At 61.8% G+C, this 20,663-nt stretch carries 15 protein-coding genes and 1 pseudogene; 9 read left to right on the plus strand and 7 right to left on the minus strand.

The window, feature by feature from the left end; translation table 11 throughout:
- Window position 1 precedes the first annotated feature (1 nt).
- The 4 genes and pseudogenes from asnB (AC1DPX_RS23305) to AC1DPX_RS23320 all read right to left on the minus strand — a co-directional run.
- Window positions 2-1,999 carry an asparagine synthase (glutamine-hydrolyzing) gene (gene asnB / locus AC1DPX_RS23305; RefSeq protein ID WP_477239834.1) on the minus strand — a complete coding sequence of 666 codons (1,998 nt, stop codon included), beginning with the start codon at window positions 1,997-1,999 and terminating at the stop codon, window positions 2-4.
- 1 nt (window position 2,000) lies between these two features.
- Complete coding sequence (locus AC1DPX_RS23310; RefSeq protein WP_477239781.1) at window positions 2,001-3,257, minus strand: O-antigen ligase family protein; 1,257 nt, start codon at window positions 3,255-3,257, stop codon at window positions 2,001-2,003.
- The gene (locus AC1DPX_RS23315; protein WP_477239835.1) at window positions 3,254-4,117 is read right to left on the minus strand and encodes a glycosyltransferase; all 864 of its coding nucleotides are present in this window, start codon (window positions 4,115-4,117) and stop codon (window positions 3,254-3,256) included. Before AC1DPX_RS23315 ends, AC1DPX_RS23310 begins: the two co-directional genes overlap by 4 nt.
- 15 nt (window positions 4,118-4,132) lie before the next feature.
- A pseudogene (locus AC1DPX_RS23320) lies at window positions 4,133-4,477 on the minus strand (glycosyltransferase); the annotation flags it as partial.
- Between the two features lie 389 nt (window positions 4,478-4,866).
- Between AC1DPX_RS23320 and AC1DPX_RS23325 the strand changes: the two are divergent.
- The 3 genes from AC1DPX_RS23325 (at window position 4,867) to AC1DPX_RS23335 (ending at window position 9,655) form a co-directional block, all read left to right on the plus strand.
- On the plus strand, window positions 4,867-7,539 hold the full coding sequence (locus AC1DPX_RS23325) for an AMP-binding protein (protein WP_244730536.1): 2,673 nt from the start codon (window positions 4,867-4,869) through the stop codon (window positions 7,537-7,539).
- Between the two features lie 300 nt (window positions 7,540-7,839).
- Window positions 7,840-9,348, plus strand: coding sequence for a calcium-binding protein (locus AC1DPX_RS23330; RefSeq protein ID WP_477239782.1), 1,509 nt, complete (start codon window positions 7,840-7,842; stop codon window positions 9,346-9,348).
- Window positions 9,349-9,442: 94 nt separating this feature from the next.
- Window positions 9,443-9,655: a DUF768 domain-containing protein gene (locus AC1DPX_RS23335; RefSeq protein ID WP_202355972.1), complete on the plus strand. Its 213-nt coding sequence runs from the start codon at window positions 9,443-9,445 to the stop codon at window positions 9,653-9,655.
- Window positions 9,656-9,788: 133 nt separating this feature from the next.
- Here AC1DPX_RS23335 and AC1DPX_RS23340 read toward each other — a convergent pair whose 3' ends face one another.
- A complete protein-coding gene (locus AC1DPX_RS23340) occupies window positions 9,789-10,514 on the minus strand; it encodes an AAA family ATPase (RefSeq protein WP_477239783.1) in 726 nt (241 codons plus the stop codon).
- Between the two features lie 318 nt (window positions 10,515-10,832).
- Between AC1DPX_RS23340 and AC1DPX_RS23345 the strand changes: the two genes are divergently transcribed.
- Genes AC1DPX_RS23345 through AC1DPX_RS23365 form a run of 5 tightly spaced genes read left to right on the plus strand, consistent with a single transcriptional unit; the run spans window position 10,833 to window position 18,451 of the window.
- A complete protein-coding gene (locus tag AC1DPX_RS23345; protein WP_477239784.1) occupies window positions 10,833-13,589 on the plus strand; it encodes an AMP-binding protein in 2,757 nt (918 codons plus the stop codon).
- Window positions 13,586-14,569 (plus strand): NAD(+) synthase, encoded by a 984-nt coding sequence (nadE, locus tag AC1DPX_RS23350; protein WP_477239785.1) that lies wholly within the window; start codon window positions 13,586-13,588, stop codon window positions 14,567-14,569. The genes AC1DPX_RS23345 and nadE overlap by 4 nt, the downstream gene beginning before the upstream one ends.
- A 6-nt stretch (window positions 14,570-14,575) precedes the next feature.
- The gene (gene asnB / locus AC1DPX_RS23355; RefSeq protein WP_477239786.1) at window positions 14,576-16,603 is read left to right on the plus strand and encodes an asparagine synthase (glutamine-hydrolyzing); all 2,028 of its coding nucleotides are present in this window, start codon (window positions 14,576-14,578) and stop codon (window positions 16,601-16,603) included.
- Window positions 16,593-18,146 carry a class I adenylate-forming enzyme family protein gene (locus AC1DPX_RS23360; RefSeq protein ID WP_477239787.1) on the plus strand — a complete coding sequence of 518 codons (1,554 nt, stop codon included), beginning with the start codon at window positions 16,593-16,595 and terminating at the stop codon, window positions 18,144-18,146. The genes asnB (AC1DPX_RS23355) and AC1DPX_RS23360 overlap by 11 nt, the downstream gene beginning before the upstream one ends.
- 44 nt (window positions 18,147-18,190) lie before the next feature.
- Window positions 18,191-18,451: an acyl carrier protein gene (locus tag AC1DPX_RS23365; protein ID WP_202355978.1), complete on the plus strand. Its 261-nt coding sequence runs from the start codon at window positions 18,191-18,193 to the stop codon at window positions 18,449-18,451.
- A 52-nt stretch (window positions 18,452-18,503) separates the two neighbouring features.
- Here AC1DPX_RS23365 and AC1DPX_RS23370 read toward each other — a convergent pair whose 3' ends face one another.
- Together AC1DPX_RS23370 and AC1DPX_RS23375 are read right to left on the minus strand one after the other, a co-directional pair.
- Window positions 18,504-19,196, minus strand: a complete 693-nt coding sequence (locus tag AC1DPX_RS23370) for a N5-glutamine methyltransferase family protein (RefSeq protein WP_477239788.1) — start codon at window positions 19,194-19,196, stop codon at window positions 18,504-18,506.
- A 90-nt stretch (window positions 19,197-19,286) separates the two neighbouring features.
- Entirely contained in the window at window positions 19,287-20,246 is a 960-nt protein-coding gene (locus AC1DPX_RS23375) for an aldo/keto reductase (RefSeq protein ID WP_477239789.1), read from the minus strand.
- Between AC1DPX_RS23375 and AC1DPX_RS23380 the strand changes: the two genes are divergently transcribed.
- Window positions 20,245-20,400, plus strand: a complete 156-nt coding sequence (locus AC1DPX_RS23380) for a hypothetical protein (RefSeq protein WP_202355981.1) — start codon at window positions 20,245-20,247, stop codon at window positions 20,398-20,400. The two genes, AC1DPX_RS23375 and AC1DPX_RS23380, sit on opposite strands and share 2 nt — an antisense overlap.
- The last annotated feature ends 263 nt before the right edge of the window (window positions 20,401-20,663 follow it).

Here is a 20,663-nt window from a genome sequence, read left to right on the forward strand (position 1 = left end):
CTCAATCCCCTGTCAGTTCGATATCGTAAGAAGGACGGGTTGCCGGCACCGATGGCCGCATGGCTTCGTTGCGCCATGCCTGGAACATCAGCAGCGGCCACAAGTCGCGGAAATGATCCTGGTTTCCTTGCAGATGATCGCGCCAACATGCGTCGACCTTCGCAGAGTCGATGACCCCGTCTCCGGAGCGGCGTGTCGTGGCAATGATATCCGATGCCCAGTCGCGCAGGGGGCCTCTCAGCCAGGCTCCGACCGGAACGTCGAAACCCTGCTTGGGCCGATCCACCAATCGGCGCGGTACATAACGATCGAGGAGCTGGCGAAGTATCCATTTGCCCTTGCCGCTTCGGACCTTGGCATTGGTTGGCAGGCGCCAGGCGAATTCGACGACGCGATGGTCCAGAATCGGGCATCGCCCCTCGAGGCTGTTGGCCATGGTGGCGCGATCGAGCTTCACCAGGATGTCGCCGGGGAGATAGCCGGTCATGTCGTCAAACAGGAGGCGTGACAGCAGGTCGTCGAGTTGTGCCGCGCTGGCCTTGGATGCCGCTGGCTTGTGATGAAGAAGCTTGTTGGTCGAAGATTCCGTCAGCCGCTGAAGCAGTTGGTCCTCGTTTGCCGCCTCGAACAGGCGGGCGAGGCGGTTCAACCGGTCGCCGCGCAATCCGTGCCGCATGGTCGCCGAAAGCGGCAGGCTGCCGAAGATGTCTTTCTGGGAGGCCTGGGCCAGCAATCCAGCCCCGGCCGCCAACATCCGGCGAAACGACGACGGCAACTCATGCTGCCTTCTGAGGCGGGTTGCGAGGAAATGGCGGGAATAGCCCGCGAAGCACTCGTCGCCACCATCGCCCGACAGAGCCACGGTTACATGTCGCCGGGCGAGGCGCGACACCAGCAGCGTCGGTATCTGCGACTCATCGGCGAACGGCTCGTCCCAAATTCGCGGCAGCTCCGGAATGACCTCAAGCGCCGCGGCCGGTGAAAGATGAAGTTCCGTATGATCGGTGCCCAGGTGCCGCGCCACCGCCGCCGCATGGGGGGCCTCGTCGAACCCGCTCTCGCCGAACGCTATGGTGAACGTGCGAACGGGCGTCCGGGACTGTGCCTGCATCAGGGCTACGACCGCCGAGCTGTCAATCCCCCCCGACAGAAAGGCGCCGAGCGGTACATCGGCAATCATGCGTTCTTTGACGGCAAGGCGAAGCAGCCTGTCGAGCTCGGTCGTAAGGTCCTCGTCGCTGCCGGTGATCGGATCCCGCTGCGCCTTGCCGGCGACATCGGCCAGCGACCACCAGCGGCGAATGCGATGCGCGAGCGTTCCGGCACCGCGGCCATTGGCGAAATCCGCCGCCGTCACCGACAGGACCGAACCGGGCGGCAGCTTGAACACGCCCTCCCAGATGCAACGGTCATCCGGCACCCACCCTTTCGAAAGCATCATTGCAGCCGCATCGACATCGAGTTCAGGGCTGAAGCCCGGAAAACAAGTGATCGCCTTCAGCTCCGAGGCGAAGACGAGCGCTTCACGTGTCGAGGCGACATAGAGCGGCTTTTTGCCCATGCGGTCGCGGGCGAGGTGGAGAATCCGGTCCTTCAGATCCCACAATCCGAAAGCGAACATGCCGGCGAAGCGCTGGAGTGCCGCATCGAGGCCCCAGCTCTCGATCGCGCAGAGCATGACTTCCGTGTCGCTGGTGCCGCGGAATTGGTGGCCCGCCCCTTCCAGTTCGCGGCGCAGATCGCGAAAATTATATATTTCGCCATTGAACGTAATGACATACCGGCCGCTCGCGGAGTGCATCGGCTGGCGACCCGCCTCCGACAGGTCGACAATGGCCAGACGCCGGTGGCCGAAGGCGATCCCGGCTTCGCGGCTCGTCCAGAATGCCTCGCCGTCAGGCCCGCGATGACGAAGGGCCATCGTCATCGGCCCGATCGACCTGAGCGCGTTCGTATCGGCGGCATCGGGCGCCAAGAGAATTCCGGCGATCCCACACATTCTAATATCTCCTCCGGCGAACGATCGCGGGGATCGCCTGCGGCGTTCCAGCGACAAGGGAGAGGGTCAGACAGAACCACAGGATCGGATGACGGATGATCAGGTGCGGTGCACTGAAGACAGCGATCGATGCCACGAGCGCCACGAGGGCGTCCTGTCTCGCACGCCAGGCGGACCAGCCGGCCGAGCCGAGGATCCACAGCAGGGCCAGGACCGAAATCAGGCCGCCCTGAGTGTAGAGATCGAGGATCGTGCTATGGGCCTCGAAAGGCCGCGGCAGAAACTGCTGGTTGACGATGGGGGGACGATCAAGGTGCGGGCCTGGTCCGAGACCCAGCGACCCGGATCTTGCTCCCTTGTCCAATGCCTCGTCCCAAAGGTAGAGGCGAAGTGCGGCGGTTTCCGCGGTCGCTTCCCCGCCCTTGTCCTTGGTGAGGCTCTTGGCGAAGTCTTCGGCGCTGGCGGCCTCGCTGAGGGCGTAAGGCGCGATGGAGATTGCCAGCGGAACGAACGCAATCGTGAACAGGAGGGCAAGTTGCCGTGAAAGGCTGACCTTGCCGTCGCTTGTCAGCCATGCCCGAACCCGCAGTCCCAGAAGGATCAGGCAAGCCAGGACCGTCGTATAGAGATAGGTATCGCTCTTTGTCAGCCGACCGACATAGAAGGTGAGGATCAGGCTGCACAGCGCAAGGCATCTTCCCCAGGTATTGCTGGTGGTTGTGGCAAGATGCAGGGCCAAAGGACCGAGGAGCGCGCAGTAGAGCGCAAGCTGGTTCGGATTTTCAGACCAACCGGAGAAGCGGTCCCAGTACCAGGGGTGGACGCCAGACTGATGGATCCAGCCGAAACCAACCCCGACCTGAATGACAAAGCCAGCATTCGCGACAGCGATCATCCACCAGGCGATACGGCGCAAACGGACAGCCGCGTTGGGCTCCGCGGCAGCCAGGCAGGTGACGCAGGCCAGCAGCACGTAGGCCATCGTGTCATGCAACAACGGATCGAGGAACAGTGTGGTCGTCAGAAAGCCGACGATGGAGCCCACGCCCAGGGCAAGCGTCAGGATCACCCAGAAAAGGGCAAGTTTGGTGAGGGCCGGCGTAACCTCCAGTCGGCCGCCAGCAAGAACCCGCGTGATCGACAGCAATATCCAGAGCGAGAGGAACAGTTCGCTGTAGCCGAACGGCAGCCCCGGGATGCTGAGTTGCACCGCGTAGGACATCACGATGCCGATGGCCAGGATCGCGTCACGGATCATTGCCGCGCCTCACCCAGTCGCGGACCCATCCCACCCTCTTCCCTGGAGATTGCGGGTGCGGACCGGGCAAGGCTGCCGCGGTATTTGCCGCCGAGGACGGTCTTGTACAGATCGCAGTACTGGTCGACGACCCACGACAGCGAAAAGCGTTCCCGCACGAGGCCGACGGAACGGCTGCCCATGATCTTGCCGCGGGCGCGGTCGGACAGAAGATCGATTATTCTGGATGCCAGGCCATCGGCATCGCGCGGCGCGACGAGATAGCCATTCCAGCCATCTTCAACGACGTCATTGCAGCCGGGCATTCTCGAGGCGACGATTGGCAATCCCGACAATCCCGCCTCCAGCAGGACGCGCGGAACACCCTCGCGATACTGTGTTGGAAACGCGAACAGATCGGCCATGCCAAGGAGAGCTGGAACATCCCGCCTTGGTCCCAAGGCGACGACGTAAGGGGCATATTGCTCGATATCGGACCTGCTGACTGCGAACGGACCTTCGGAGTCCTGCGGACCGACAAGCACGAAACGTGCATTAGGCCTCTCGGAGAGGACGCGGGGAACCGCCTTGATCAGGGTCGGAATCCCCTTCTGGCGAGTCAGCCGACCGACAAAGATGATGACTTCGGCCGACTGAAGCCCAAGCGCCTCGCGCATCATGGCGGCCGAAGGACCACGATACCTTGCTGTCGAGAATGCGCTCGGGTCGATGCCGGAGCTCCGGATCAGTCGCCCCTTGCCGCGGCCCAGCAGCCGATAGCGCTCGAAGAAGGCCTGGTCGTCGCGATTCTGGAAGACCGTCACGGCTGTCCAAAGCGACGCCAGTCCCTGCAGGCCACAAAAGACCGGGCGCAGCGCCAACGCCCGCGGTTGCCGTGACGAGAACGTCCAACCAAGCCCATTGATGGTGCGGATGACCGGAACCTGCCCGCGTACGGCCAAAGGGGTCAGGAGGTTGGGCTTGGTGTCGAAACTTTGAACAATGTCCGGACGCAATTCGGACATCAATTTACGGATCGCGCCGACAGCGCCCCATTCTCCACCGCCGGTGGCAAAGCGGTCGAACCCAAACCGCCGATGCGGAATGCCGTAAGGTGAAAAGGCGTCTCCGGCGTCGCTCGAGACGGCAGTGACCCGAAAGCCCCTTTCACGCAGTGCCAGAAGGAACGGAATTCTAAGCCGGTGATCCTCGCCTCCAATGCAAACCAGATGCGGACTCATCCTGTCCCTCCTGGATGCCGGCAGAATCCCAACCGCGCTAAACCGCTGGCCCTATGACCTGTTTTCATGGCCCGGTTTCATCGCCCCTGTACGCACAACACCCAGGTTTCACGCTAGGAGCAGGCTCACGCGTTGTCCTCGTCTGTTTAAATGAAGCAAGGGGTTGGGCGATGCGGCGATGTAGCGGCAACGGCCGCCGGATCGATGAGTTGAACTGGAACTCATTCGTTCTAACGATGCCACGGTCAACGGGGTCGCGTACGACACGGCAAATCCAGTCAGCAAACAAGGGGGCTGTGTTGGAAACGTCGGGGCACCCGCGTTTAGAGAGCCGTTTTCCACGCGCCTTGCCATCCGTTGGGGGACCGACAACGGATCAAGATGTTGTGATGGCCCGCAACATCAGCCCTCCAGACGGCTTCACATGGAAACGGGCCTCAACCCGCCCTCTGGACATGGACGGACCAACCAGCCGTCCCTTCCCGCGGATGGGCGACGACTTCTCCGAAAAGTCGGCGTTCTCGCACCTCGAGCGGACCGTCGAAAAATACCCGGACAAGATCGCGATCAGCGACGGCTCTACATCCCTCAGCTTTTCGGAACTGCTCAACGCAGTCCAAAACCTGGCAAGTGCGATTGCAGGTTCGGCCCCACCGGGCAAGGCGGTCGGTATCCTCATCGGAAATACACTTTGGTATCCGGTGGCCATGCTCGCCGCCATGCGTGCCGGCAGGCCCGCTGTGCCGTTGAACCCCCGGGATCCATTTCAGCGCCTCGCCGCGATTGCCACCAGCGCGCGGCTGGCTGCGATCATCAAGCCAGGGCCGGGCAAACCGGCAGACTGGCCGGATGCCCCCTCGCTTGAATGGATCGATGCGGCAAGTTGCATGGCCGCAACGCCGGATGGCAGCCTGTCTGCGTTGCCGTCCGACGTGTCGGTCGATGCACCTGCAATCGTTCTGTACACCTCAGGCAGCACCGGGGCGCCGAAAGGCGTCGTGAACAGCCAGCGGGCGATCCTCCAACGCGTTCAGCAATATGTGGATGCCTGCCACTTCGGCCCCGACGACGTATTCATGCCACTGACTGGGCCTGCAACGATCGCCGGATGCCGCGAGATGATGACGCCGATGCTGTGCGGCGCCACATTGTACCTCTCGGATATCGAGAGCGCCGGTATTCGCGCCGCCCGCGACAATTTTCAGAAATGGCGGGTAACGGTCGTCTATCTCGTGCCAGCGCTGCTGCGTGTGTTGATGAATGGTTCCGCGCCCGACACATTCTCTTCCTTGCGGATCGTGCGGGTCGGCGGAGAAAAGATCCTATGGTCCGACATCGATCGGCTTCGCGGCAGCGTTCCCGAGTCCTGCCTCGTCCAGATCAGCTATTCGTCCACGGAAACGACCGGCACGCAATGGTTCCTGCCGAGGGGCTACCAAGAGCGCGGCGCAACGGTGCCCGTCGGCTTCGTGCTGCCCGGCATCGAATACACCATCGTGGATGAGGACGCATGCGAGGTCGCCCCGGGCGATGAAGGAGAGTTGCTGATCAGAGGCAACTACACCACGCTCGGCTACTGGGCGGATGGAGAAAATGTCCCTCTTCAGGCGAACTCCGGCAACCCCTGGCTTCGAACCTTCGCAACGGGTGATCTGGTCAAGATCGACGACACTGGAATGATGTGGATCGTCGGACGAAAGGGACGCCAGATCAAGATAAACGGGAGGCGGGTCGAACCTGCCGAACTGGAACTCGTCCTGCGCCGGGCGCCTCGGGTGGATGATGCTGTCGCGGTGGTGACGGACGCGAACGAACTGGTGGCCTTTGTCGTCCCCGCGAGACCGGCCGGAAGCGAGTTCATTGCCGGACTGCGCGACCTGATCAGGGCGGGCCTGCCGCCGGCTGTTCACCCGACGCGACTGCACAGTGTTGCCGAGATACCGCGGCTCAAAGGCGGCAAGGTCGACGGTGTCACGCTGCGGGAACTGGATCGCGCGCTGAGCGCGCAAGAGAACACGCCTATCGCCCGGCAAGCGGCCAACCCGCTCGATGTCGAGGGCACCGCGGCGGCCGTATGGGAGAGGATACTCCCGGGCAAAAGGGCGGCTGGCAGCCGCTGGGACGATGCCGGTGGCGATTCACTGAAGCTGCTGCAATTCGTCATGGAACTTGAGACGGCGCTGGGGCGGGAACTCAACCTGGACGCCTTCACCGTCGGGATGAGCTTCGCCGATGTCGTCCGGGCAGCGTCTCCAGGGCAAGACACAAGCAACTCGCTTGTCGAGGTTTCCGACCCGAGACCTGTTCTGTTCATCGTGCCCGGATCGATCGGCTATGGTCCGAGCTTGGCGGCCTTCGGTGCCGAGATGGGCGATGTCGCCAGGGTTGTTGCCGTGCGCTATGGGGATTTGAACGATCTGCTGAAGGGACATGGCACGATACCGCGGATGGTGGATGCGGTTGTCGACCAGATCAGCCAGGTCCAGCCCGATGGCAATGTGAAACTGATCGGTTATTCGCTTGGCGGCGGCGTCGCCTTCGAGGTTGCCGCCAAACTTGTTGCCGCCGGTCGGTCGGTCACGTTCCTGGGAATCCTCGACACCAATATCGGGCCTGGACAGCACAACTATCGTGAAAGACTCGCACGCACCGCCCAGCGCATCCGCACGCATCGAGTGACGGTGGATCGCATGATTTTGCGGGCTCTGGCAAAATTGTTCGCCCAATTTGGTGCCGAGGCTGTGCTTGCGAGGGGCATCGACTGGCTGAAATGGAGGAGCTTCGCCAGAATACGATTCATCTTGCGCCTTGAGCTGGAAGAAATCCTGCGGATGCGTGCATTTGGTCAGTGGCTGGCGCAGCCGAAGCCCGCATTGCCGATTACCGCCACCCTGTTTCGGTGCAGGCGCACAGGCGTTCCGTCAGACCTTGGCTGGAGTGCTTTCGTCACCGGCCTGAACATAATTCCGATCGTCGGCGGGCACCTGGACATGCTGGTTGAACCCTATCTCAGCCACAACCGTCCGCTGATAGAAAGAGCGTTTGTGGTGAGCGGCGCATAGCCGATGATTCGCGCTCTCGGAGCTGAAATGGACAGGATGCTCGTGCATCCTCCTGACGGATCCACAACAAATCCGGCAGCGATACCGCCATGGCGAGAACAGCCTGATCCTGCGTCGCCGTGCTGAAATATCCCTAAACAATCAACAAGTAACAGGACCAGGGCAGCCTTCCCGTCGCGTAGGCTCTCCTTGCCATGATCAAGGATTCTATCAAGGGGCACCGGTATTTGATTTGGCCCTAATATACCCTTTCCAATAGGCAGGCACGGGGCACCACCGAATTGGACGAAGGATATTTGCATGACAACCCTCCACTATGCCTCGGGTGGGTCGGCCTCCGAGGTCGCAACCGCCGGATTCAATCTTGTCGATGTTTCATCCGTGGACGAACTCAACGCTTTGCCGGATGGCACGAAAGGTCTGGTCTGGCTCGATGAAGCCAATGGCGCAACCTCGTCTTTCATTCAGAAAGTCACGCCCTTCATCGGCAATCCGAAGGTGTTCGGCTTCTTCCTCGTCGACGAGCCCGATCCCACGGGCAAATGGGGAACCTATGCGACGGCCGACAACCTGAAGGCGGAATCCGACTGGATCCACAACAACCTGCCCGGCGCCAAGACCTTCATCACCATGATGAACATGGGATCTTCGGAAAATCCAGATTTTTCAAACACTTATAATCCCGCCAACACGCATATCGACTATTACGGCCTGGATCCCTACCCAGTGCGCACCGGCATAAGCACCGTCGACTACAACATGATCGACAGGACCGTGGCCGCGGCGGTCGCCTCGGGCATCCCGCTCAGCCAGGTCGTTCCGGTCTACCAGACGTTCGGCGGCGGCAATTACACCACCGACACGGGCGGCCAATATGTCCTTCCCAGCGTCGCCCAGGAGCAGACCATGCTGGATCACTGGGCCAAGGTGGCGCCATCGCCCGCCTTCGACTATGCCTATGCGTGGGGCTCTCAACAGGGCGACACCGCGCTTGGCAACTCGCCGGAGCTGCAGGCCCTCTTCCTTCAGCACAACCAGAGCACCACCAGCGCGCCTTCGACCGGCGAAGTGACCCCGCCCACCAGCACCGTGCCTCCGCCCACCAGCACCGTGCCCCCGCCCAGCACGGTGCCCCCGACCAGCGACCACACTTTCTATGGCACGGGCGGCGCGGATGTGCTTCACGGCACCACCGGCGCCGACACGATGATCGGCGGTGGCTACAACGACACCTATTATGTCAACAACGCCGGCGACAAGGTGGTGGAACTGCCGGGCGGCGGCAACGATACCGTGCTGGCATCTGTCAGTTATGTATTGTCGGCCGGCTCGGAGATCGAACATCTCGCCACCACGAGCAAGTCCGGCACCCTCCCCCTCAATCTCAAAGGAAACGAGTTCTCCCAAACCATAGATGGCAATGCCGGCAACAACTTCATCAACGGCGGTGGCGGGAAAGACGTTCTCACGGGAAATGGGGGCACGGACGTCTTTGTCTTCAATTCCGCCCTCAAGAACAGCAATATCGACAAGATCACTGACTTCAATGTAGCCCAGGACAAGATCCTGCTCGACCACAATGTGTTTACCGGCCTTCAACCGGGCGCCCTTCCCACCTACAGCGCCCTTCCCACCTCGGCATTCCACGTCGGCAAGGGTGCGCATGACAGCAACGACCACATTATCTACAACAGTTCGACCGGCGCCCTCTCTTTCGACGCGGATGGCGCGGGCGGCGCACCCCAGATCCAGTTTGCCACTGTTTCTCCGCACCTTGCGCTGACGGCGTCCTCGTTCATCGTAATGTGAGCCTTGGGGAACGTCAGGCCCGATCATGGGGGGCCTGACGTTTTCTTGAACACATCCGGCGGAACGAAATCTCTCGAACGCTCGTTAGTCCATCATGAGCGCTCGGGGCATCGAATTCCTGCAGAAGTGGGTGGAGGACAATGTCCCACCCTATTCCAACTCCGATCCGACCCTGGCGGCGAGACTCGCCGACCAGGTGACGGCGGACGCCATTAAGGCGGGAATTCGCCTCGAGGAAATCTCGGAAGAGGTCGGAAGCATGCTGACCACCATGCTTGAAGTGCTCGACCAACGCGATACAAAATGATTGCTCGGCCGGTTGCATTGGCAACGCCGCAGAAGCCCATGGTCGACACACCTGCTGCTCACCGAAGTGCGGTGCCTACCAACTTCATGATTGCCAGCCAAGCCAGTGGTTTGGCCAGTGGCTTGGCTTTTGGTCAAACCGGGACGGTCTCGTGCTGTTCCAAGACCCGCGTGATGACCTTGTCGAGATCGTGAGGTTCAGCACCGTTGACTTGCATCAAGGGCCATCCATCCTGGCGCAAACACTTGCCGATCTCTCTTGAGATATCGGCCTGCCTCAAGCCTTTGTCTACGCCGAGTTCGAACAGGAGGACCTCCAGGAGCGGTTGCTGCGCATGCCGATCCATAAGACGGCGGCGCAAGGTTTCCTGCGGCGCATCGAGCTGGATAAGCAGGTCTGGCCGCGGCAGGAACGCCAGGCAGTCACGAACCACTTCGATGCTTGGAGTTCGCGCCAGCACAACCAGCGCACACAAAGCCTGGATCAAGCCCTCTTCGAAAATGAAATAACCTTCCGATTGCTGCGCCTGACGCCAGGATTCGCACAGCAGGGCGACGTCGACCTTCATGCGCCATGACCATGTGCGGCTTCGCAGCGGGATTGACGCCAGCAGCCTGGCCGCGACACCATCCTTCGGCAGGGTCGACAGCAGGACCGGCCCGGAGGTGGCAATCTTTTTGCCAATACGGCCAATGCCATGGCGTACTTCCGGACCGTCTTCCTGGGCCGACCCATATTCAATCAGGCGATACCCGTTCACTGTCTTCACGTTGATGCCGTGTTTCGCCATCCCCTGGCAGAGGCCGCGAAGAAGTGTGGTCTTGCCTGCACCAGGCGGTCCAAACAACTCGATGATCATGGCGGTATGCCCAACCGTCTCCCAACAAGCAGTCATTCGTCTGCGAATCAAAGCTTAGCCAGATTACAACCCACACCAACGTTCATTTGAATGGCCTTTCATATCCGCTGCCGAAGGCACGCGGGGGATTGGCCCTTGGTAAACGTTTCACGGTCGGCATCCCGGGCGAACGGCCGTCACAGCAGGGAAATCAGAGAACTTCCGGGAGGCCAAGGGCGGGAAAGCGCTGCCTGAACAAGATCGAGGCATCATCCGAATGATTGATGAAAATATTTCGGTGGCAAGTGATGGTCGACTTTCAGCTTGGTGGGGCCCTGAATGTCTTCAGCGTATTTGCAGTCTGAAGCGGTGGATCAAGATCGACGGTTGGATTGTCGACCGACGACGACCCGCGGATGGTCAGATATTCCCGAATATGCTCTTGACGATGGGGGCCCCCTCGGGCGCCGGTATCAACAGATGGGCGCCGGTTTTGCGGACATTCCCGTCTTCGATCACCTCAGAAACGTCACCAGTCAATATCCCGACAAGCTCGCGATTGGCGACGGTGCCAATCGCCTGACTTATTCCGAGCTTTTCCGGGCTGTCGAGACATTATCGCACCGTATCGCCGCCGTCGTTCCCGAAAGACAGGCGGTCGGAATCCTTCAGGCCAATTCGACCTGGTACGCTGTGGCGATACTGGCAAGCATGGCGGCCGGGCGGCCTTCGGTTCCGCTGAACATGAGAGATCCGGGCTCTCGGATCATCGAGATTGCGAACGCCGCGCGGCTCGGCGCCATCATAGGCGCTGGAAACGTTCGCCCCATCGATTTGGCGCCGGAAGTCCTATGGATCGATATTGCCGCCGGCGTCGCACCGAACGGTCAGCAGGCATCACAGCAGCCGAAGCTCCCTTCCGTTTCCGTCGATGCGCCCGCGATGGTGCTTTACACATCAGGTAGCACGGGACGTCCCAAGGGCATCGTCAACAGCCAACGCAGCCTGCTGTGGCGGGTCCGGCAATATGTCGAGGCGTGCCATATCAACGCGGATGACGTTTTCCTGCCTCTGACCGGGCCTGCCACGATTGCCGGCTGCCGGGAGATTCTTACGGCGCTGCTGACAGGCGCCACGTTGCATCTTCTCGAGGTGGAAGCGGTCGGCCTGCGCGCGGTCCGCGCTCGGGTTCAAGCCGAAGGTGTGACGATCGCCTATCTCGTGCCGGCTCTGCTGCGGGCGCTGTTGACCGAGGCCCCCGCTGACGCCTTCCAGTCGCTCCGGGTGGCCCGGATCGGTGGCGAGAAGGTGTCCTGGACGGACGTCGCGTTGCTGCGCAAGGCCGTTTCGGACCAGTGCCTGATCCAGATCGGCTACTCGTCAACCGAGACCACCGGCTCGCAATGGTTCCTGCCGCAGGATTGGCCGGAGCAGGACGCATCGATCCCCGTTGGCAGGCTGCTCCCTGGGATGGCATTCGCCATTGTCGACGAGGCGGGTCGCAATGTTGGGACAGGCGAGAGCGGGGAGCTTCTGATCAGAAGCCCCTATGTCCTGCTTGGTCATTGGGAGAACGGTGTCGTCGTTCCCGCGCGGCCCGACCCTGACGATCCCGGTGTTCGGGTTTTTGCGACGGGCGACCTCGTTCGGCTGGACGGTGATGGCCTGTTGCGCATCGTCGGCCGCAAAGGGCGCCAGATCAAGATCAATGGTCGGCGCGTCGAGCCCGCGGAGCTCGAACGGGTCCTGCGCTGCGCGCCTTCGGTGGCGGATGCCGTGGCAATCGTAACGCCGGCCGAGGAACTCATCGCATTCGCGGCTCCGCAGCACTTTGCCGGAGCCGCTTTTGCGGAGGAGCTTCGCCAACTCGTCAGAACGACGTTGCCGGCGCCGCTGCGTCCCTTGCGGTTGCACACCATCGCCGAGATCCCCCGCCTGCCGGGAGGCAAGGTCGACCTGGCAACGCTCACCGAAATGGATCGCTCGGAGAGAAAGACGGCGCCAGTCGCCCAGCCGACCACTGCCCGGCCGCTCCCCGCGGGAGGCGAACTGAATACAAGGCAAATCGTGCAGCACGCGTGGATGCAGGTTCTCAACACGGGCGCCGCGGCGGGGAACTGGGATGACGCGGGAGGAGATTCGCTGCAGCTGCTGCATTGCGTCATGGCGATCGAAAGCGCCATCGGGCAAGAACTGGGCCTCGAGGCCTTCACCGTCGGCATGAGCTTCGACGAGATGGTTGAGGCGGTCGTGTCCGCACAGGCGGGGGAGCAGCGCGCCAAGAAGCAGCATCCTCCGATGCTTTTCCTGTTTCCAGGATCCGTCGGCTATGGTCCGAGCCTGGCTGCGTTCGCAGCCGCCATGGGCAAAGTCGCCCGGGTGAACCCGATCCGGTATCCTGGCCTCGCCGCGATATTGGACGGACACAACAGTCTCGCCGCCATGGCTGCCGCCGCGCTCGGGCAGATAGACCGCGCCCAGCCTACCGGCCCCGTGCGGCTTCTCGGCCATTCGCTTGGTGGCGCGGTTGCGTTCGAGGTCGCCGCGCGGCTTCTGGCAGCCGGCCGATCGGTAAGGTTTTTGGGTATCCTCGACACGAGCCTTCTGGACGAGCCGAGCAACCATTGGGGAACGCTCACCCGCACGTTCCATCGCATTCGCACGAACCGCATTTCCGCCCACCGCATGGCTTGCCGAGCCCTCGCGAAGATCACCGTTGCCATGGGCTGCGAGGCGTATCTCGCGAGGATTCTCGACCGCTTTGCCAAGGGAGAGTTCAGCCCGACAAGCTTCAGAACCAAGCTGGAACTGCAGGAAGTCATGCGGGCGCGGTCGTTCTTCCAGTGGCTGGAGGCACCCAAACCGGCGCTGCCCATCTCCGGCACCTTGTTCCGCTGTCGACGGGAGGGAATGCCCCGGGCCCTGGGCTGGGACAGCGCCCTGGCACATCTGGACGTGGTGCCGATCATGGGCAATCACATCGACCTTGTCATAGAGCCCAATCTTGCCACCAACCGTCCGCTCATCGAGACGGCCGTCGTGCAGACCTACTCCGCGGCCGAGTCTCGCAAAAGGGAGGATCTGTCATCGACGTGATCTCACACTTCAGCAAGGACGCGTTGCTGCTCGATGCCCGTGCGGAGGTCGATCGCATCGTTGACACCTTGCGCAAGCAGGTTCTTGGCACGCTCCATCGTCGCGGCGTGGTTGTCGGCCTTTCCGGCGGCATCGACAGCTCCGTCGTCGCGACCTTGTGCACACGCGCCTTCGGCAAGGACAAAGTCCTGGGGCTGTTCATGCCGGAGCGCGATTCCTCCGGCGACTCGCTCAGACTTGGCCGCCGTGTCTCGGCACAGCTGGGGATCGAGAACATCCTGGAAGACATAGGCCCGGCAGTAGAGGCCGTCGGCGCCTACCGTCGGCAGCTCGAGGCGATCCGGACCGTCGTTCCCGACTATGGGGACGGCTGGAAATGCAAACTGGTGATTGAGCCGGTGCTCGCCAGCAACGGCCTCAACATCACCCGGCTCACCGTCCAGGATCCAGAGGGCAAGGTCGACACGGTGCGTCTTTCGCCAGCCGCCTATCTGCAGATCGTCGCGGCAACCAACTACAAACAGCGCCTGCGCAAGATGACGGAATATTACCACGCCGACCGCCTCAAATACGCGGTTGCGGGGACACCAAACCGTTTGGAGTACGACCAGGGGTTTTTCGTCAAGCAGGGCGACGGAACCGCCGACGTGATGCCGATCGTCCACCTTTACAAAAGCCAGGTCTATCAGCTCGCGGAATATCTTGGCGTGGACGAGGAAATTCGCCAGCGGCCACCAACCACCGACACATTCTCCATGGCGCAAAGCCAGGAGGAGTTCTACTTCGCGCTGCCCTATCACCTGATGGATCTATGCCTTTACGGCCTGAACCATGGGATCGCCAGCGATGAAGTCGCGGCGGTTGCCGGTCTCACCGAGCTCCAACTGCAGAAAGTCTTCAAGGACATCGACGCGAAACGGCGGGCCGCCCACTATCTTCACGCGCGGCCTTTGCTGTCCATGGAAATTGGCGAGGATTGACCGGGGATGTGCGGCATCGCTGGAATTGTGGCGCTGAACGCCGCGGCGGCTTCTCCTTCGCGTGAGGCGCTGATACGGATGGTGGGCGCGCTGGCGCATCGCGGCCCGGACGAGCGCGGCCTTTACCGGGACAAGCGCGCGGGGCTGGCGCATGCCCGCCTGTCTGTCGTCGATCTCTCCAGTGGCCAGCAGCCGCTCGCGGACACAGGCGATACGACCTGGATCGTCTTCAACGGCGAGATATTCAACTATGTCGAGCTGCGCGAAAAGCTGATTGCGCTCGGTCACCGCTTCCGAACCCGCAGCGACACGGAGGTCGCGCTGCACGCGTATCGCGCGTGGGGCGAAGCGGCCTTCGAGCGGATGAACGGCCAATGGGCAATCGCAATCTGGGACTCAATGGCGGGTCGTCTCGTCTTGTCGCGCGACCGGTTCGGCATTTGCCCCCTGCATTTTTGCGAGCATGCGGGCCGGCTTTATTTCGCCAGTGAAGTGAAGGCTATTTTCGCCGCCGATCCGACCATCCCGCGCGCTCTTGATCCCGCCGGCCTCGATCAGACCTTCACGCTCTGGACGGTCGTTCCCCCGCAAGGGGTATTTCAGGGCATCCATGAACTCGTGCCAGGGCATGTCCGCACCTACCAGGACGGCACCGTTCGTGACCACGCCTTCTGGCAACCTTCCTATCCTGAAAATTTCGGATCGCCGCAGGGCGAGTTCACCGGATCGTGCGATGAGGCCGTGGACCGCGTGCGCAGCGCGCTCGAGGCCGCGACGGCGCTACGAATGGTGCGCGCCGACGTGCCCGTCGGCTGTTACCTTTCCGGCGGGCTGGACAGTTCGCTTGTGGCGACACTGGGAAGGCGCTTCGCCGGCCGGCGCTTCCAGACCTTCTCCTTGCGTTTTGCCGACGCCGAATACGACGAGACCCGCTTCCAGCGCCTGGTTGCCGAAGCAACCGGCAGTGAGCACCATGAGGTGGTGGTTTTGCGCAGCGATATCGCCACGATCTTTCCAGAGGTGATCTACCACACCGAACGCCCGATACTGAGGACCGCCCCGGCGCCGCTGTTCCTGCTTTCGAAGCTGGTGCGTGAGCGTGGCATCAAGGTCGTGCTGACCGGCGAAGGCGCCGATGAAATGTTCGCCGGCTACGACCTGTTTCGCGAAGCCAAGGTTCGCCGGTTCTGGGGGCACCAGCCGGCATCGACACGACGCTCGCGGCTGCTGGAGCGCCTTTATCCCTATCTCACCCGCTCGCCGGTGCAACAGCAGGCGATGGCGCGCCAGTTCTTCGGGCGCGGCATCGAGAGCCATGACGCCCCCGGCTTCGCCCACGACACGCGCTGGCGCGGCACCAGCGCCATCAAGCGCCTGTTTTGCGCGGAGCTGCGCGCCGAAACCCAGCGTCATGACACCGTTTCCGAATTGCTCGCCGGCCTGCCCGAGGCGTTCTCGCGCTGGAGCCCGCTTGCGCAGGACCAGTATCTCGAGGTCCAGACCTTGATGTCGGGATATCTGCTTTCCTCGCAGGGCGACAGGATGCTGATGGCCCACTCCGTCGAGGGGCGCTTCCCCTTCCTGGACGATGAGCTCGTGAGCCTCGCGAATTCCCTTCCGCCTTCCTACAAGCTGCGTGTCCTCGATGAGAAGCACGTGCTGAAACGCGTGGCGGAGCCGATCGTGCCCGCCGAGATCGTGACCCGCAAGAAGCAGCCATTCCGGGCGCCCAACGCGCTTTGCTTCGCCGACGAAACCGCACCGGAATATATTCGCGAAGCGCTTTCGGAGACGGCGATACGCAAGGCCAATGTTTTCGATCCGGCTTCGGTCGCACGCCTGCTCGGCAAATGCCAGGCCAGGACCGGCGACGGCGACCTTTCCAATGCCGACAACATGGCGCTCGTCGGCGTGCTGTCGACCCAACTCCTTCACCAGCAGTTTGTCGCGAGCTGTCCCAGTGCAGCGCGCGTGCATGGGCTGAGCGTCGATGTCGACCACGAACATCGGGAGGAGCGCTTGCATGTTGCATGATGCCGTACCCCTGCTGCATGACTATCTCGCGCACTCCGCCGGCCGGCTCGGCGACAAGGTGGCGCTGGTGTGCGGCAAGCAACGTGTCACCTATGGCGAGCTCGAGGCGCGCGCCAATGCGATCGCCGGGGATCTGGCCGCATCAGGGGTGGCGCGCGGCGATTGCGTGATGATCTTCGCCGACAATACGGTCGAGACGGTGGTGAGCTTCTGGGCGGTGCTCAAGGCGAATGCGGTGGTGTGCATCGTCAACCCGCTGACCAAGAGCGACAAGCTTGATTATCTGCTCAACGACTGCCGACCGGCGGCGCTGATCACGGATGCGCATCTGCACTCCATCTTCCGCGAGCCGGCGCGCAATTGTCCGTCACTTCTGCGGACGATCGTTTCCGGATCGATCGACGACACCGAGCTCTCCCGATTGCCGCAAGCCGTGCGCTGGGAAACCGCGGTCGCCGCCGGAGACGCACCGCCGTCGCGGCGCTGCATCGATATCGATCTTGCCGCCATCATCTACACCTCCGGCTCGACTGGCGAACCCAAGGGTGTGATGCTGACGCACAGGAACATGATGACCGCGTGCACGTCTATCGCGTCCTACCTCGAGCTTGCCGAGGACGAGGTGATCCTCAATGTCCTGCCCCTCGCCTTCGACTACGGTCTGTACCAGATGATCATGGCGTTTCGCACCGGCGCCCGGCTGGTGCTCGAACGCTCATTCGCATTCCCGGCGCAGGTGCTTGCGCTGATCAGGCAAGAGAGGGTTACGGGGTTTCCCGGCGTGCCGACCATCTTTGCGGCGCTCTCCGAACTCAAGTCCCTCAGGGACCAGGATTTCTCAAGCATTCGCTACGTGACAAACACCGCGGCCGCGCTGCCCCTCAAGCATATTCTCATGCTTCAGGAGCTGTTTTCGAGCGCACGCATCTATTCGATGTACGGCCTCACCGAATGCAAGCGTTGCACCTATCTGCCGCCGGAGGATCTCAAGCGAAAGCCATTGAGTGTCGGGATCGCGATCCCGAATACGGAAATGTGGATCGTCGACGAACATGACAGGCGGGTCGGCCCCGGCGTCGTCGGCCAGCTCGTCATTCGCGGCGCAACGGTGATGAAGGGATATTGGGGCAAGCCCGAAGCGACGGCCAGGAAGCTCAAACCCGGCCCGCTGCCCGGCGAGCAGGTCCTGTACACCGGCGACTACTGCCGGATGGACACGGAGGGCTACCTCTACTTCGTCGGCCGTGGTGATGAGATCATAAAATCGCGCGGCGAGAAGGTGGCGCCGAAGGAAGTGGAGAACGTGCTGATGGATATTCCGGGGGTCCGGGAAGCCGCGGTCATCGGTGTTCCCGACGAGCTCCTTGGGCAGGCGGTGAAGGCGTTTGTCGTGATGGAGAACGGAAGAACCATCGGCGAAAAGCAGTTGCAGATGGAATGCCAGAAACGACTGGAGAACTTCATGGTTCCGAAGTCCATCGTCGTCGTGGCCAGCCTGCCGATGACGGACACGGGCAAACTCAAGAAAACGGCCCTGTCATGAGGCGGGGTCGCTAAATCGGTGGTGTCGCCACGGAGGGTGAATTCATGTTGACTGTCAAGGACCGAACCTACAGCGAGCAGATCCGCAGTTTCCTGGTTTCGAATTTCTACGTGAGCGACGTGAAGGCGTTGGTAGACGACACGTCCTTGCTCGATCAAGGCATCGTCGACTCGACGGGAGTGCTTGAGATTATCGGCTTTATCGAGGAGACCTTTGGCATCACCGTCGAAGACAGCGAGCTCTTGCCTGAAAACCTCGATTCCATTCAAGGGATCGAGCAGTACATCATCCGCAAGATGAACTGATCGCCGGCGTAAAACCCGGAGCGGTCCCGCAATTGCTCAGCTGTCCGCACGCTCACGCCTGCGCCTTGGCTTGCCCCAGAACCACCCGGCCCTCGCCCGCTTCGTTCGATACAATGCGGATGTTCTCGTATGCCTTGCTGCGTTCCAGCAGCCCCATCACCTGCCGGTCCTGGCCTAGGCCGACCTCGAAGAGCAGGATGCCGCCAGGCCGCAAGTATCGCGGCGCGTCTTTCACCACCCGCATATGGATGCTCAGGCCGTAAGGGCCGGCCGCGAACGCTTCACGCGGCTCGAATTCGACCAGATGCGCGCGGTCGCCCTCGAGCCGCTTTTCCGAAATGTAGGGCGGATTGCAGACGATCACGTCGATCGTCCCGTCAAGCTCGAGGCCCGAGAGCGCGTCGAACAAGTCGCCCTGAAGCACCGAAACACGGTCAGCCATGCCGTGATGGGCGGCGTTACGGCGTGCCACGTCGACGCATCCGTCGGTGAGGTCGCTCGCCCAGACACTCGCGGTGGGACTGCGGTGGGCGATGGCACACGCCAGATTGCCAGTGCCGCAACACATGTCGACGATGCGCGGCGCCGGCAGATTCATTTGATGCAAGACACCGAGGGCCGTCGTGCCCAGCAATTCCGTCTCTGGCCGGGGGACGAGCGCGCCGGGCGCGACGAGCAGCTCAAGTCCCATGAAGACGGCGCGGCCCGAACCATAGGCGTCGGCGACACTGAACTCTTTGCTCATCGCGAACCCCTGACCTTCCCAGTATAGGCGTTCGGCATTCGCACGCCAGTCAAACCTGTCATTGGAGAACCCCGGCAAGCCGCCAGCCGATCAGGCTTTTACATCCATGTCGAGCGCGGCAATGACGGCATTCAGGCGCTCGGCTGTTGGATCGTTCTTCAATCGCCGCAGATTGAAATCGAGGTGTTCCTTCTTGAACATGGAGACCAACGTGATGCCCGCCGAATTCGATGCGAATGCATAGTCGGCGAGAAACGAGACAGCAATTTCACGGGGACTGCCGCGGTATCCGAGATCGCCGAGAGCGACCAGTATCTCCTTTTGCGCGTTGAACTTCGCGACGATCCGTTCGAGGCCCGAGAATGTCCCGTGCGTTACAAACGTTCTGTGGCGGTGAGCACGCGCCTTCAACTTCCCGAGGTTTGGCTCCAGCGGGGTATTGGCAATCTGCACGAACCGATAAGGCAGCGATTCCTTGAAAGCCGTCATTCCAGCCTCGAGGTCTCCTGCGACCGAAATGGCCCGAGCCTTCCCGTCCTGAACCACGCGCTCCACAGCCCGGATGATATCCTCGCGAACAAGTTCCTCCGCGGTTGGACGGTGCAGCGCGAGGACATCGACATAGTCCGTGCGAAGGCGCCCCAGGCTCTCCTCGACACTTGATCTTATCAACTCCGCGGACAGCGGCACCTTGAAGGGCGTGGGGCGCACTTTTGAGGCATACCGCTTGAGCGCCGGAGCCCCCGCAACAGCGATCCGCGACAACGGCTTCATCAGTCGCATGGTGGCGGAGGTCTTCGGCGGACGCATGCCAACCTTGGTGCAGACGCAGACGCGATCGCGCTTGCCTGATGCAAATTCGCCCCAGATAGATTCAGCCATCCCGTCGCCATAAGAAGGCGCTACGTCGTACCATGTTACCCCCGCTTCGTAGGCGCGTTCGAGCGTCTCGATCCCCTTGCGAACTCCGATGCGAGAACCAAGCGAAGCACAGCCAAAACCGATACTTGATACGTTGCTGCCGATGGCTTCGACAAAGACCCGCTTCATGGCTAAGACCCGTTTTCATTCCGGCATTAAGCCAGCTGGAATCTCAATGATCTTTTGTCTTTCTGTCAAAGACAGGCATGAAGCGCATCATTCATTTGCTGCTATTGCTGCTGGCGGTCTATCCAGCGCAAAGGCAGCATGGACAGGACTTTGATGATTGGCCCAAGGCCCTTTTGGTGTGCGACTAGGGCGCGCTGGTCAAGACCGGCGAGCGGCCCTTCTGCGTCACCGGTGAATGGAACGACATGGACAGCCTCGCGGTGGCGAGAACCCGGTCTATTCAGATCGACAACTCCCTGATGCGAATATCCGTCGCCTCGAAGACGGCGTTGGCAATGGCCGCGGTCACGTTCAGAGCGCGCCGGTTGGCACCGCGCCTGCCGAAATGTCATCGCCGTCCCGGAGCCGTGCGAGTTG

The organism is Mesorhizobium sp. 01N446 (assembly GCF_056399285.1).

Excerpts from the sequence above, each read along its gene's own strand:
- asnB (WP_477239834.1), bottom strand. The coding sequence starts at position 1,999 with ATGTGTGGGATCGCCGGAATTCTCTTGGCGCCCGATGCCGCCGATACG.
- AC1DPX_RS23310 (WP_477239781.1), bottom strand. The coding sequence starts at position 3,257 with ATGATCCGTGACGCGATCCTGGCCATCGGCATCGTGATGTCCTACGCG.
- AC1DPX_RS23325 (WP_244730536.1), top strand. The coding sequence starts at position 4,867 with ATGGCCCGCAACATCAGCCCTCCAGACGGCTTCACATGGAAACGGGCC.
- AC1DPX_RS23330 (WP_477239782.1), top strand. The coding sequence starts at position 7,840 with ATGACAACCCTCCACTATGCCTCGGGTGGGTCGGCCTCCGAGGTCGCA.
- AC1DPX_RS23335 (WP_202355972.1), top strand. The coding sequence starts at position 9,443 with ATGAGCGCTCGGGGCATCGAATTCCTGCAGAAGTGGGTGGAGGACAAT.
- AC1DPX_RS23340 (WP_477239783.1), bottom strand. The coding sequence starts at position 10,514 with ATGATCATCGAGTTGTTTGGACCGCCTGGTGCAGGCAAGACCACACTT.
- AC1DPX_RS23345 (WP_477239784.1), top strand. The coding sequence starts at position 10,833 with ATGTCTTCAGCGTATTTGCAGTCTGAAGCGGTGGATCAAGATCGACGG.
- asnB (WP_477239786.1), top strand. The coding sequence starts at position 14,576 with ATGTGCGGCATCGCTGGAATTGTGGCGCTGAACGCCGCGGCGGCTTCT.
- AC1DPX_RS23360 (WP_477239787.1), top strand. The coding sequence starts at position 16,593 with ATGTTGCATGATGCCGTACCCCTGCTGCATGACTATCTCGCGCACTCC.
- AC1DPX_RS23365 (WP_202355978.1), top strand. The coding sequence starts at position 18,191 with ATGTTGACTGTCAAGGACCGAACCTACAGCGAGCAGATCCGCAGTTTC.
- AC1DPX_RS23370 (WP_477239788.1), bottom strand. The coding sequence starts at position 19,196 with ATGAGCAAAGAGTTCAGTGTCGCCGACGCCTATGGTTCGGGCCGCGCC.
- AC1DPX_RS23380 (WP_202355981.1), top strand. The coding sequence starts at position 20,245 with ATGGCTAAGACCCGTTTTCATTCCGGCATTAAGCCAGCTGGAATCTCA.
- AC1DPX_RS23375 (WP_477239789.1), bottom strand. The coding sequence starts at position 20,246 with ATGAAGCGGGTCTTTGTCGAAGCCATCGGCAGCAACGTATCAAGTATC.